12 protein-coding genes are annotated in these 12,825 nt (G+C 71.5%); 8 read left to right on the top strand and 4 right to left on the bottom strand.

Annotated elements, in window-relative coordinates:
* The first annotated feature begins 21 nt into the window (after positions 1–21).
* The 4 genes from lepB (at position 22) to FLW16_RS45925 (ending at position 2,800) form a co-directional block, all read left to right on the top strand.
* Complete coding sequence (gene lepB / locus FLW16_RS12820) at positions 22–735, top strand: signal peptidase I (RefSeq protein WP_260615210.1); 714 nt, start codon at positions 22–24, stop codon at positions 733–735.
* 78 nt (positions 736–813) lie between these two features.
* On the top strand, positions 814–1,539 hold the full coding sequence (locus FLW16_RS12815; protein WP_142560238.1) for a ribonuclease HII: 726 nt from the start codon (positions 814–816) through the stop codon (positions 1,537–1,539).
* Between the two features lie 54 nt (positions 1,540–1,593).
* Complete coding sequence (locus FLW16_RS12810) at positions 1,594–1,917, top strand: DUF2469 domain-containing protein (RefSeq protein ID WP_030511723.1); 324 nt, start codon at positions 1,594–1,596, stop codon at positions 1,915–1,917.
* A 70-nt stretch (positions 1,918–1,987) separates the two neighbouring features.
* Complete coding sequence (locus FLW16_RS45925; protein WP_312847134.1) at positions 1,988–2,800, top strand: peptidoglycan DD-metalloendopeptidase family protein; 813 nt, start codon at positions 1,988–1,990, stop codon at positions 2,798–2,800.
* Between the two features lie 212 nt (positions 2,801–3,012).
* On the opposite strand, the gene FLW16_RS12800 is transcribed toward FLW16_RS45925, so the two are convergent.
* From FLW16_RS12800 to FLW16_RS12785, 4 genes are all read right to left on the bottom strand, one after another.
* Positions 3,013–3,933, bottom strand: a complete 921-nt coding sequence (locus FLW16_RS12800; RefSeq protein WP_260615209.1) for a tyrosine recombinase XerC — start codon at positions 3,931–3,933, stop codon at positions 3,013–3,015.
* A gap of 604 nt (positions 3,934–4,537) precedes the next feature.
* The gene (gene dprA, locus FLW16_RS12795) at positions 4,538–5,809 is read right to left on the bottom strand and encodes a DNA-processing protein DprA (protein ID WP_142560235.1); all 1,272 of its coding nucleotides are present in this window, start codon (positions 5,807–5,809) and stop codon (positions 4,538–4,540) included.
* Positions 5,809–7,467 carry a YifB family Mg chelatase-like AAA ATPase gene (locus FLW16_RS12790; RefSeq protein WP_142560234.1) on the bottom strand — a complete coding sequence of 553 codons (1,659 nt, stop codon included), beginning with the start codon at positions 7,465–7,467 and terminating at the stop codon, positions 5,809–5,811. Before FLW16_RS12790 ends, dprA begins: the two co-directional genes overlap by 1 nt.
* Before the next feature lies 1 nt (position 7,468).
* Entirely contained in the window at positions 7,469–7,822 is a 354-nt protein-coding gene (locus FLW16_RS12785) for a YraN family protein (RefSeq protein WP_142560233.1), read from the bottom strand.
* 304 nt (positions 7,823–8,126) lie between these two features.
* On the opposite strand from FLW16_RS12785, the gene FLW16_RS12780 reads away from it, so the two are divergent.
* The 4 genes from FLW16_RS12780 to pyrH all read left to right on the top strand — a co-directional run bounded on the left by FLW16_RS12780 (position 8,127) and on the right by pyrH (position 12,824).
* A complete protein-coding gene (locus tag FLW16_RS12780) occupies positions 8,127–9,662 on the top strand; it encodes a CoA transferase (protein WP_221891047.1) in 1,536 nt (511 codons plus the stop codon).
* A gap of 415 nt (positions 9,663–10,077) precedes the next feature.
* Complete coding sequence (gene rpsB, locus FLW16_RS12775; RefSeq protein ID WP_142560231.1) at positions 10,078–10,974, top strand: 30S ribosomal protein S2; 897 nt, start codon at positions 10,078–10,080, stop codon at positions 10,972–10,974.
* Positions 10,975–11,167: 193 nt separating this feature from the next.
* Positions 11,168–12,001, top strand: coding sequence for a translation elongation factor Ts (tsf, locus tag FLW16_RS12770; RefSeq protein ID WP_142560230.1), 834 nt, complete (start codon positions 11,168–11,170; stop codon positions 11,999–12,001).
* Between the two features lie 52 nt (positions 12,002–12,053).
* A complete protein-coding gene (gene pyrH / locus FLW16_RS12765) occupies positions 12,054–12,824 on the top strand; it encodes a UMP kinase (RefSeq protein WP_030511713.1) in 771 nt (256 codons plus the stop codon).
* Position 12,825: the final 1 nt, after the last annotated feature.

The following is a 12,825-nucleotide window of genomic DNA, read 5'->3' as shown; positions in this document are numbered from 1 at the left end:
ACAGAGCCGGAGGAGGCAGCCGTGGGAGAGCCCGACGAGAGTCGCTTAGGCACCGCCGGGCCGGTCGGGTCCGCCGACGTTCCGGAGGAACCGGCGGAGCCGGCGGCCGTGGGTGAGGCGGGCGAGGACGAGCGGACCGCCGGCGGGAAGAAGGACCGGCCCGCGAAGAAGAAGGGCTCCGGCTTTCTGGAGACCCTCATGTACGTGCTCGGCGGGGTCGTCGTCGCCCTGCTGGTCCACACCTTCCTGCTGCAGTCGTTCTGGATCCCGTCGGAGTCGATGCAGAACACGCTCCTGGTCGACGACTACGTGGTGGTCAACAAGCTCGCGTACAAGCTCGGGCCGGTGGAGCGCGGCGACATCGTGGTCTTCAAGGGCTGGAACGGCGAGGACACGATCAAGCGCGTGATCGGGGTGGGCGGCGACCACGTGAAGTGCTGCGACGCCAAGCACCGCATCACCGTGAACGGGACACCGCTGGACGAGGAGGGCAAGTACCTCTACCCGGGGGCCAAGCCCTCCGACCGTGAGTTCGACGTGAAGGTCCCCAAGGGGCGGTTGTGGCTCATGGGCGACCACCGGAACAACTCGGCGGACTCGCGCTTCTACCCGGACGACGGGCACCAGGGCACGATCTCCGAGGACGACGTCACAGGGCGGGCGTTCCTGCGCTACTGGCCGCTGAACCGGATCTCGTTCCTCTCCCGGCCCGACACTTTCTCCGTCGTACGCTGATCTCACCTGCGGCTTTGCCGTCGGCGGTGGTTCCGGCCGTATCGCCGGTCCCGAATGGGGCGTAATCTGCTTGTCGTCATGACAGCTGCCTATCGCCCGCGCCCGAGTGTCGTACGACGGGACTCCGGACTCTACGGCTACGAGCGGGCCCTGGCCCGGCGGGGGTTCACGCCGGTCGCCGGGGTGGACGAGGCCGGTCGCGGCGCCTGCGCCGGGCCGCTGGTCGTCGCCGCGGTCGTGCTGGGGCGGGAGATCGACGGGCTGAGCGACTCCAAGCTCCTGACCGAGGCCGTGCGCGAGCGCCTCTTCGAGCGGATCACGGCGACGGCCCGGGCCGTGAGTGTGGTCGTGATCCCTCCCGAGGAGATCGACTCGCGCGGCCTGCACAAGTGCAACGTCGCGGGGATGCGGCGGGCCGTCGCCGGCCTGGGGCTCGTCCCCGGTTACGTCCTCGTGGACGGCTTTCCGGTGGCCGGGCTGCCCGCGCCGTCGTTGGCCGTGTGGAAGGGCGACCAGGTCGCCGCGTGCGTGGCGGCGGCCTCGATCGTGGCGAAGGTGACGAGGGACCGGCTGATGCACGAGCTCGACGAGGTCTACCCGCAGTACGGTTTCGCCCTGCACAAGGGCTACGTGACGCTCGGCCATCGGCGGGCCCTGGCGCGGCATGGGCCGAGCCCCCACCATCGGTTCTCGTTCGTGACGGTGGCCAGGGTGACTCGTGGGACAAGGATCCCGGCCGGGGGCCTGTGGACGGGGCAGGATGGGGACATGCGCGAGAATGAGGTTGGGACCGGTGTCGTCTGAACGGGTCGGCCTCGACAGTGGGATCTCGACGGGGAGCGGAAGAGGAGGACCGGGATGAGCGCGGAAGATCTCGAAAAGTACGAGACCGAGATGGAGCTGCAGCTCTACCGGGAGTACCGCGACGTGGTCGGCCTGTTCACCTACGTGGTCGAGACCGAGCGGCGCTTCTATCTCACCAACTCCGTCGATCTCGACGTCCGCACGGCCGAGAACGGCGATGTCTTCTTCGACGTCAAGATGCAGGACGCCTGGGTCTGGGACATGTATCGCCCGGCCCGCTTCGTCAAGAACGTGCGGGTTGTGACCTTCAAGGACGTCAACGTCGAGGAACTGGCCAAGCCCGACCTCGAGATGCCCAAGGAGGGCTTCTCGAGCTGATCGTGCACGGCCTGTCCCCAGAACGGCGTTCGGCCGCCCGGCGCGAGCCTTCGGGGGACATCGTCGTGGCATGCGTCTCGTCGCGTATGTGCTCGTACTGGTCCTGCTGACCGCGGCTCCCACCCGGCCATCCGTCGCCGTCCGGCCCGTGGCCGCCAGAGGCCCCGTGACGCCGTACGCGGCCACGACCGCGAGGGCGCCGGGGGCTGTGAGGGCCGTGGCCTATCGGTCCGCGGGTCCGTTGCCGGCGAGTGCGCCCAGGTTCGGGGACGCCAGGACGCTCGGTCCTGCTCGGTCCATCGGGCCGGTAGGCGGATCGCCGGCCGGGCCGGATCGGGCTGAGGACGGCGTGCCGGTGGGGACCGCCCGCTCTCCTGGGAAGGCGCAGCGGTCGGGGCCGGTCGCGCCAGAGCCGACGGGGCCGACGGGGCCGCGTGGAGACGCGTCCGGCTGGCGGTGGCCGCTTGCCGGGCCCGCACGTCCGATGAGGCGCTTCGATCCGCCCCCACAGCGGTGGCTCGCAGGCCACAGGGGTGTGGACCTGGCCGCGCGGCCCGGGGAGAAGGTCATGGCCGCAGGACCGGGAGTCGTCGGCCTGGCGGAGCGGGTCGCGGGCCGGGGAGTCGTGACCATCACACATGCCGACGGCCTGCGCACCACCTACCTGCCGGTCCGAGCCCTGGTCCGGCCTGGCGACGTCGTCGCGGCCGGTCAGGTCATCGGCATCGTCGAGGAGAACGCCGTCGCTCACTGCACCGCCTCCTGCCTGCACTGGGGACTCCTGCGCGGACGTCTCTACCTGGATCCGCTCCTCCTGTTCGGCCGGGGGCAGGTCCGCCTCCTGCCTCGCTGGCCCGTCGGCGAGGCCCGCCGGCCGTCGTGATGACCGAGAGGCGTGACGGTGGGCCCGCCGGTCCGGGCGAGGCTGACGCAGGGTGCCCGTCCGCAGCGCCCAGGCACGGTGCTCAGGAGCGATACTCGGCTTGGGCGCGGTGCTCAGGCGCGACGGTGCCCGCCTGCTTGGGCGTGGTGCTCAGAGGCGGTGCGCGGCTGCTTGGGCGCGGTGCTAAGAGGCGGTGCTCGCCTGCTTGGGAGTCAGGCGCGGGGATGAGCCTGGCGGTAGGCGGCCCGCAGCCGCTCGATGGACACGTGCGTGTAGATCTGCGTGGTGGCCAGGGAGGCGTGCCCGAGCATCTCCTGCACGGATCGCAGGTCGGCCCCGCCTTCGAGGAGATGGGTGGCGGCGGTGTGGCGCAGCCCGTGCGGGCCCATGTCGGGCGTTCCCTCGACCTGCGCCAGGCGGACGTGCACGACACGCCGGACGGTGCCCTGGTCGATCCGGCCTCCTCGGACGCCGAGGAAGAGCGCGGGGCCGCTTCCTTCGCGAATCCACAGGGGCCTGCCCCGCACGCACCAGGCGTCCAGGGCGTGCAGGGCGGGCAGCCCGAAGGGAACCGTCCGCTCCTTGCGTCCCTTGCCCAGCACGCGGACCGTCCGGCGGTCCCGGTCCACGTCGTCCACGTCGAGGCCGCACAACTCGCTGACCCGCATGCCGGTCGCGTACAGCAGCTCCAGCATCGCCCGATCGCGCAGGTCCCTGGCGTCGCCCGGTCCCTGTGTGGACAGGACGGCCTCGGCCTCGGTCTGGTCCAGCACCTTCGGCAGCCGCCGTTCGGCCTTCGCCGTGCCGAGGAGCAGCCCGGGGTCACTCGCCAGCCATCCTCGGCGGTGGCAGAAGGCGGTGAAGACCCGGGCGCAGGCGGAGCGGCGGGCCAGCGTCGCCCTCGATCGTCCGGCCTGATGCTGGTCCCCCAGCCAGTCACGCAGGATGGTGACGTCAAGAGCGGACACGTCGTCGTGCCCGGCGGCCCTCATGTGCGCGAACAGCGAGGAGATGTCTCCGAGATACGCCCTCAGCGTGTGCGGCGACAGGTCCCGTTCGAGACGCAGATGCCGCTCGAACTGTTCAAGGACGGCGTCGAACTCCCCGAGTCCCTGACCTTCGCCCGCTGCCACGACGTCGTCCTTCCCTCTCGCTTCCGGCTCGATGCGGGTGCGCCGACGCCGCCCTGCGGGCGAGCCGGAGCCCGGCGACTCTCGTCGTCGCGGTCACGCGACCACGCGTACCCGCCGTGTCCCGTTGCGCCCTGTCCTATTGCGCCCTGTCCTGTTCTGCGCGTTGTCCATCGCGCCATGTCCCATTTCCCGGCGGGCGGCATCCGATGCGCGGGTTGCATCCCGTGAGCCGGGTGGGGAAGGAGACACGGCCATGATCCGCATGCTAACCATCGATCTGATCCCGTAGCACCGGCCGGATCGGCGCGAGGTGCCGCCCGCACGCGCCGCCCGCATGTGCGCCGCCCGCATGCGCCGCCTGCACACTGCCGCCCGCGCGATGGCGTGCGCCGCCCCGCCGGGCCATCAGGCGGGGAGTCCAGCAGAGTGTTCAGGCGGGGTGTCCAGGCAGAGTGTTCAGGCGGAGGGTCTTGGCCAGGAGGACCGGGTGGCGTGGCGGTCGTCTGCACCAGTGCGCGGTCAGCACGTCGCGCGGTCGTGCGAGCGGGCCAGTGATAGGCCGACAAGATCTCCGCGGAGCACGCCATGATGACGCGCTGCCCGTTCATTGGCGTGCGGCAGGCCGCAGCCGCCACCCTCGGTCCACGTTCTCGACGAACCCGGCGGCGGCCAGAGCGCCGAGGCAGGCGAGTGCCGTCCCGATGTCCACACCGGCGGCGACGGCGATCGCGGCGGGACCTGTGGCGCCGCGTGCGGGGATCGCTTCGAGCACCCGCCTGGTCTCGTCGTTCAGCCCGTCCCGAGGTCGCACGGGCCCGCGTTGCTCCGGCGCGAGGTCGTCACCGATGGAGCCGACCAACTCGATGATCTCCTCGGCCGAGGTGACGCAGACGGCCTTGCCCTGACGGATCAGGACGTGGCAGCCCGTGGAGACCTCCGTGGTGATGGGACCGGGCACGGCCATCAGCTGCCGGTTCAGGCCCCAGGCATGAGTGGCCGTGTTGAGCGCACCGCTGCGCGCGGCGGCCTGCACGACGACGGTCCCCCGGGACAGGGCGGCGATCACCCGATTGCGGATGAGGAACCGCAGCCGGGTGGGGTGCGCGCCCGGTGGCCACTCACTGATGACCACGCCCTGCCGGCGCACGGCACGGAACAGGTCCTCGTGCGCGCTGGGATAACACACGTCCGTTCCGCAGGCGAGCACGACGACCGTCGGCGCTCCGGACGCCAGCGCGCCCCGGTGGGCGGCGCCGTCGATCCCGTAGGCGCCACCGCTGATCACCGTCCACCCGCGCCCGCCGAGACTCATGGCGAACTCGGCCGCCACGGTCGTGCCGTACGCGGTCGAGGCCCTGGCTCCGACCACGGAGACCGAGCGCAGGCAGGAGAAGCGCAGGTTCGCCCGTCCGTCCGCCCACAGTCCGAAGGGCCTTGCGTCTCCGAGGTCGTCGAGCTGGGTGGGCCATTCGACGTCACCCGGAACAACGAGCCGCGCTCCTCGCCGCATGCCTTGCGCCAGGTCGTCTGCCGGATCCGTGTAGCGCGCCGCCCAGGCGGCCGCATGCCGGCGGAGATCCAGGTGGCGCCTGGAAGCCTCGGCGCGGTCCTTCTCGTCACGCGCGAAGCCAGGGTCGAGCACGCCGCGCCTCGCCTGCTCCACGGCGCCCACCGGACCAAAGCGGGCGATCAACCGGCCCATCACCGTGTCGCCTGCCTCGGCCATCCGCATGATCGCCACGCGGGCCAGCCGTTCCGCCCTTCCGGGACCGGTCGCGCCACCGGCGTCCTCAGCCGGGCCGGAGGCGCCTGCCGTCTGCGAGACGGCCTTGCCGGCCGGCGCGTCCTCGGCGGTGGAGTACTCGGTCGCTTCCATCAATCCACTCCCAGCCACAGTGCGAGGGCCGCCGACGTCTCGGCCTGGCCCGGACGGTCCTTGCAGGTCAGATCCGCGATCGTCCAGGAGATGCGGAGCACGCGATCCAGGCCGCGTGCGCTGAGCGTGCCCACGTCGAGGCCTCGATGGAGCGGGGCCATCGCGGCGTCGGCCAGGCGGAAATCACGGTGCAACGCGGATGACGACACCTCCGCGTTGCACCGCCAGGGAGTGCCGGCCAACCGTCTGGCGGCTCGCTCGCGCGCCAGCCTCACCCGCTCGGCCACGGTCGCGCTGGTCTCCACGAAGTGCCGGTCCGCGAGCAACTCGGCGCGAGTGGCCCGGCCGATCTTCACCTTCACGTCGACGCGGTCCAGCAGTGGCCCGGAGAGCCGGTCGAGATAGCGGCGCCGGCCCGCCGGGGTGCACTTGCAGGGATGTCCAACCGTCCCCTGCAGGCCGCACGGACACGGATTGGCCGCCAGGACCAGCATGAACCGGGCGGGAAACGTGACCGCACCGACAGCTCGCGCGATGGTCACCGTGCCCGACTCGAGGGGTTGCCGCAGGGAGTCGAGCACGGTCGTCGCGAACTCCGGCGCCTCGTCGAGGAAGAGCACGCCTCGGTGCGCGAGCGACACCGCTCCGGGCCGTACGACGCCTCCGCTGCCACCGCCCACGACGGCCGCCATCGTGGCGCTGTGATGCGGCGCCATGAAAGGGGGCCGGGTGAGCAGCGGACGTCCCGGCGGCAGCGTTCCCGCCACCGAATGGATGGCCGACACCTCCAGGGCCGTCTCCTGGTCGAGCGGCGGCAGGAGGGTCGGCAGGCGCTCGGCGAGCATGGTTTTGCCGCTCCCCGGCGGGCCCAGCATCCAGAGGTTGTGCCCTCCGGCGGCGCACACCTCCAGTGCTTTGCGGCCCATCGGCTGCCCGGCCACGTCGCACAGGTCCGGCCCCGGCGTGCCCCGGTCGCCGCCGTACCGCCCTGGCGGACGCGCCGCGTCCTCGACGGGCCCGCCATGCCCGCGATGCTCGGTGTGCCCGCCGTGCTCGATGTGCTCGGTTTGCTCGGTGTGTTCGGCCTGCTCGGCGTCCTGTGACAGCGAGGCGGCGTCCGCCACCACCGGAAGCCGATGCAGGTCATCCGAGCGCAACCACCCCACCAGTTCGGCGAGAGTGGCGACGGGAACCACGGTGAGATCAGGCACGAGAGCGGCCTCGGCGGCGTTGAGCGCGGGCACCACGACCGTGCGCACCCCCGCCTCCGCGGCGGCGAGCGCGGCCGGCAGCACGCCTCTGATCGGCCGGACCCGCCCGTCGAGGCCGAGCTCGCCGAGGAACATCGGCGCCGCGATCCGCTGCGCGGGCACGGCGCCGGCCGCGCCGAGCACCGCGATCGCGATGGCCAGATCGAAGATCGATCCTCGCTTGGGCAACGTGGCCGGGAACAGGCTCACGGTGACCCGTGCGTCGGGCCAGGCGAACCTGCTGTTGATCAGCGCGGATCTCACACGGCCCCGGGCTTCGCTGATCGCGGTGTCGAGAAGCCCGATGAAGTGTGTCCCGGCGATGCCGGGGCCCACATCGGCCTCGACCTCCACAAGGCGCCCGGTGACGCCCACGAGGCCGACGCAATGGGTCCGGGCGACGGGCATCTCAGACCACCCCGCGTTCGTGTCTGAGCGAGAAGTCGCCGGCGAACCGCTCGATCGCGATCACGTCGACCCGTATGGTGTCGAAACGCTCCGCGTGCATGGCCAGCCATCTGACGGCCAGCGTCCGCAGGCGCAGCAGTTTCTCACCGGTCACCGCCTCGAAGGCGGTGCCGTGGCTCCGCCCGGAGCGGGTCTTCACCTCCACGATCACCAGCGCGTTGCCGTCACGGGCGACGATGTCGATCTCGCCCTCCGCGCAGCGCCAGTTGCGGTCGAGTATGCGCATGCCCTTCGCCGTCAGAAAGGTCACGGCGAGTTGTTCACCCTGCCTGCCCAGCCGATCCTTCGCCGCCATGGGACCACCTCCGCCGCAGACACTCGCCGAAGCGGCCCCCGGCCCGTGCCACCGAACCTCTTTCTGTGGAAAAGCCCGCCGCGCGATTCGACGGCTGTGGACGGGCGGAGGAAATCGCAGGTGGGCCTGGTGAGAAGGCGCTCGTCGTCCACAGCCGAGGCCGGGAGCGGAAGCGGGAGGGCGGCCGCGGGCAGACTGCGACCGGCATGGATACTTGCCCCCGGTTCCCGGGAGGGGGCTCCGCCGTCGTGGAGCACCCCGCCGGGCATCGGGCGCCGCAGGCATGAGCAGTGAGGAGCCGGCAGTGACCGCGAAGCTGATCAGAGAATTGGGTGCGGGTGTCGGGGTCACCCTCCCCGAGGTCCGGGTCATCGGTGAGGACCCCGTCCTGCCGTCCGTCTTCCCCCTCGGCACGATGGCCGCGGCCTCGGCCGGTGCCCTGGCCGCCGCCGTCGCGGCGTACGCCGCCCGCGCGGGGGAGAGCGGCGAGGAAGGGCCCGGCGGCCGGCAGCCCGCACGCGCCGAGCTCGGCGATCCTGATGTGACGATCGATGTCCGGCACGCCGCTGTGGCCTTCCAGAGCGAGAGGCATTTCCGCGTCGACGGGAAAGCCATGGACGTCTGGGCCGCGTTGTCGGGGGACTACCGCGCCTCGGACGGCTGGATCCGGCTCCACTGCAATTTCGATCATCATCGTGATGCCGCCGTGCGCGCGCTCGGGCTGCCGCCCGGCTCGGGCAAGGAGGACGTCGGCAGGGCGTGCGCCGGCCGCACGGCGGTGGAGATCGAGGAGGCGGTGATTCGCGAGGGCGGCTGTGCGGCGGCGATGCGGAGCAGGGCCGAGTGGCTCGCGCACCCCCAGGCGCGGGCGCTGGCCGGCCTCCCTCTCGTCGGCGTCTCCCGGCTGTCCGGTGGTGACGGGCAGGCGAGCGGGACCGGCGGCAGCGAGGCCAGCGGCGGGACTGGGCGCAGTGGGGCCGGGCGCAGCGGGGCCGGGCGCAGCGGGGCCGGTCATGTGCTCGGCGACCCCGGCAACGGGCTCCCGGCCGGGACGGAGCGGCCGCTCGGCGGTGTGCGGGTGCTCGACCTGACTCGCGTGATCGCCGGGCCGGTGGCCGCGCGGGCGCTCGCGGCGTACGGCGCGGACGTGCTGCGTGTGGGCGCCGCACACCTGCCCGAGGTGCCGGGGCTCGTGGTGGAGACGGCGTTCGGCAAGCGGTCGTGCCACATCGACCTGCGTTCCGAGGCGGACAGGCTGCGGGAGCTGGTCCGTCAGGCCGACGTGATCATCCAGGCGTACCGGCCCGGGGCCTTGCGGGCGAGGGGCTTCGGGCCGGACGACCTCGCCGCCCTGCGGCCCGGCATCGTCTGCGTCGACATCTCCGCGTACGGCACCCGCGGGCCGTGGGCCTCAAGGAGGGGATTCGACAGCCTCGTCCAGATGGCATGCGGGATCGCCCACGAGAACGGCGACGGCCTGCGGCCGAGCCCGCTGCCCGCGCAGGCTCTCGATCACGCCACCGGCTACCTCGCCGCGTTCGGCGCGGTCGCCGCGCTGCTCCGGCGGGCGGCCGAGGGTGGTTCGTGGCACGTCGAGGTGTCGCTGGCGAGGACCGCGGCGTGGCTCGACGATCTCGGCAGGATCGACGGGGCGGGGGTGCGGCAGCCCCGGGTGGAGGATCTGCTGGCGACGATGGACAGCTCCTTCGGCACGCTCACCTATGTGACCCCGCCCGGCGCCGTCGACGGGACGCGGCCCTGCTGGACGAGCCCGCCGCCCCGCCAGGGGGAGCACCCCGCGGCATGGTCTCCGTCCTCCTGGCGACAATCGATCTCCTGACGACAACCGACGTCGGCCGGGCCCGGCCGTTGCGATGCCTGTGATGTCTGATGCCTGCGGGGCGTGCGCGGGAGGCGGCGAGGCGTGCGCGGGATGTCGGAGACCGACGGGCAATGCGGGGCGATGCTTGGCGAGGCCCTGTGCCAGGTGGTCCTGGAAGGCCGAGGGCGGCCGGCGGGGCCGGTGGTGGTGTGACGGCGTGCTGATCCGGCAAGGGTCAACTGAAGGGGCGGATCCGGGTAGACTGTTCGACGGCCTGCTAGGCGGGCCGAATTCGCACGCCCACTCACGAGCCGCCTTCTCGGTCCGGACCGCGTCCGGTGAAAGCGGCCCGGGGCGTCAGGGCGCGGGCAAGACGCCCGCGTGACCAACCGAGACCGTGCCCAAGGGCACACGACCATGGAGGACCATCACCATGGCCCCTGTCGTCACCATGCGGCAGCTGCTGGAGAGCGGCGTTCACTTCGGCCACCAGACCCGCCGGTGGAACCCGAAGATGAAGCGCTTCATCTTCACCGAGCGCAACGGCATCTACATCATCGACCTGCAGAAGTCGCTGTCGTTCATCGACCGTGCCTACGACTTCGTGAAGGAGACCGTCGCGCACGGCGGCACCATCATGTTCATCGGCACGAAGAAGCAGGCGCAGGAGTCGATCGTCGAGCAGGCGTCGCGCGTCGGCATGCCGTACGTGAACCAGCGCTGGCTGGGCGGCATGCTCACCAACTTCTCCACCGTGCACAAGCGGCTCCAGCGGCTGAAGGAGCTCGAGGAGCTCGACTTCGACAACGTGGCCGGCTCCGGGCTCACCAAGAAGGAGCTCCTGATGCGCCGCCGCGAGAAGGAGAAGCTGGAGCGCACCCTCGGCGGTATCCGTGACATGGCCCGCGTCCCGAGCGCGGTCTGGGTCGTGGACACCAAGAAGGAGCACATCGCGATCAACGAGGCCAAGAAGCTCGGCATCCCGGTCGTCGCGATCCTGGACACCAACTGTGACCCGGACGAGGTCGACTACCCGATCCCGGGCAACGACGACGCCATCCGCGCCGTCAGCCTCCTCACTCGCGTGATCGCCGACGCCGTCGCCGACGGCCTCATGACCCGTGCGGGCGCCGGCCGCGGTGACGAGAAGCCCGCGGGTGTCGCCGCCGCCGAGCCGCTGGCCGAGTGGGAGCGTGAGCTCCTCGAGGGCGGCGAGGCCGCCCCGGCCGCCGAGACCGCCGAGGCTCCGGCCGCGGAAGCTCCGGCTGCGGAAGCTCCGGCCGCCGAGGCTCCGGCCGCCGAGCAGCCCGCGCAGGACGAGCAGGCCTGACGAACGGCCACGGATCCCCGCCGGGCGCGGCGCCTCCGGCCGGCCGCGACGGCGGGGATCTCCCAGGGAACGACCTGGTTCCGGTGCGGTAGGGCGACGCCCGCCGCGCTGAGGGCTTCACCGGGTGGGCGCTCGGCACGGGTGCCCACCCCCCAGACGATTCGCATCCGGGTCCCGAAGAGGAAATTGGACAATGGCTTCCGTAAACATGGCCGACGTCAAGCGGCTTCGCGAGCTGACCGCCGCCGGCATGATGGACTGCAAGAAGGCGCTCGAGGAGTCCGAGGGCGACTTCGACAAGGCCGTCGACATCCTGCGCCTGAAGGGCGCCAAGGACGTCGGCAAGCGCGAGGCCCGCACCGCGTCGAACGGCCTGGTCGCCGTCAAGCACGAGGGCGACTCCCTCGCGGCGCTGCTTGAGCTCAACTGCGAGACCGACTTCGTCGCCAAGAACGAGCGTTTCCAGGAGCTCGCCGCCGACATCGTCGCGCACATCGTCGCGACCAAGCCCGCCGACGTGCCGACCCTGCTCGAGTCCGAGCTGAACGGCAAGAGCGTCAAGGACCTGCTCGACGAGGCCAACGCGGCGCTCGGCGAGAAGATCGAGATCCGCCGGTTCGCGCTGCTGGAGGGTGGCTTCATCACCTCCTACATGCACAAGACCGACCCGCAGCTCCCGCCGGCCGTGGGCGTGCTCGTGCAGCTCGACACGCCGAACGCCGAGGTCGCCAAGGACATCGCCCAGCACACCGCCGCGATGGCGCCGAAGTACCTCAGCCCCGCCGTGGTGCCCGCCGAGGTCATCGAGAAGGAGCGGTCGCTGTTCGAGCAGATGACCCGCGAGGAGGGCAAGCCCGAGGCCGCCATCCCGAAGATCGTCGACGGCCGGGTCAACGGCTGGTACAAGGACTTCACCCTGCTGGAGCAGGCGTTCGTGAAGGACAACAAGAAGACGATCGCGAAGGTCGCGGACGAGGCCGGCGTCAAGGTCCTGGCCTTCACCCGCTACAAGGTCGGCCAGGCTTAGGCTTACTGCCAGGAGCTTTTCGACCCGCGCTACATCCGAGGAGGCCGCCGCCGTGCAGGAGAACACCAGACCCGCCACGCCGGCGGCTTCGTCGTACGACGGGCCGCTGCGCTGGAAGCGGGTGATGCTGAAGCTGTCGGGGGAGGCGTTCGCGGGCGGCGAGTCCCTCGGGATCGACCCGCGCGTCGTCGCCCAGCTGGCGGACTCGGTCGCCGAAGCGGTCCGTGAGGGCGTGCAGGTGGCGGTCGTCGTCGGCGGCGGCAACATGTTCCGCGGCGCCGCCCTGTCGCAGGGCGGCATGGACCGCGCCCGGGCCGACTACATGGGCATGCTCGGGACCGTCATCAACTGTCTCGCCCTGCAGGACTTCCTGGAGAAGCGCGGCATCGACACCCGTGTGCAGACCGCGATCACGATGCAGCAGGTGGCCGAGCCGTTCCTGCCGCGCCGCGCGATCCGCCATCTGGAGAAGGGCCGCGTGGTCATCTTCGGCGCGGGGCTCGGCTCGCCGTTCTTCTCGACCGACACCTGCGCCGCGCAGCGCGCGCTGGAGATCGGCGCCGAGGCGTTGCTCAAGGGCACCCAGGTCGACGGCGTGTACGACTCGGACCCGCGCAAGAACCCCGACGCGGTCCGATTCGACCAGCTTGATTACGGCGAGGTGCTGACGCGGGGCCTCGGGGTCATGGATGCCACCGCGATCAGCCTGTGCATGGACAACGGCCTGCCCATCGTGGTCTTCGATCTCATGGGCGAGGGCAACATCCTCCGGGCGGTCCGTGGTGAGAAGATCGGCACGCTGGTGAGTCCGGCAGGGAAGTAGG

It is taken from the genome of Microbispora sp. KK1-11, assembly GCF_006874435.1.
GTDB classification, from domain to species: Bacteria; Actinomycetota; Actinomycetes; order Streptosporangiales; family Streptosporangiaceae; genus Microbispora; species Microbispora catharanthi.
This window is presented reverse-complemented; position numbering and strand designations above follow the sequence as displayed.

Coding starts and splice junctions, on each gene's coding strand:
- FLW16_RS12810 (WP_030511723.1), top strand. CDS start 1,594: ATGAGCGCGGAAGATCTCGAAAAGTACGAGACCGAGATGGAGCTGCAG.
- dprA (WP_142560235.1), bottom strand. CDS start 5,809: ATGGAAGCGACCGAGTACTCCACCGCCGAGGACGCGCCGGCCGGCAAG.
- FLW16_RS12785 (WP_142560233.1), bottom strand. CDS start 7,822: ATGGCGGCGAAGGATCGGCTGGGCAGGCAGGGTGAACAACTCGCCGTG.
- FLW16_RS12815 (WP_142560238.1), top strand. CDS start 814: ATGACAGCTGCCTATCGCCCGCGCCCGAGTGTCGTACGACGGGACTCC.
- tsf (WP_142560230.1), top strand. CDS start 11,168: ATGGCTTCCGTAAACATGGCCGACGTCAAGCGGCTTCGCGAGCTGACC.
- FLW16_RS12790 (WP_142560234.1), bottom strand. CDS start 7,467: ATGCCCGTCGCCCGGACCCATTGCGTCGGCCTCGTGGGCGTCACCGGG.
- FLW16_RS45925 (WP_312847134.1), top strand. CDS start 1,988: ATGCGTCTCGTCGCGTATGTGCTCGTACTGGTCCTGCTGACCGCGGCT.
- rpsB (WP_142560231.1), top strand. CDS start 10,078: ATGGCCCCTGTCGTCACCATGCGGCAGCTGCTGGAGAGCGGCGTTCAC.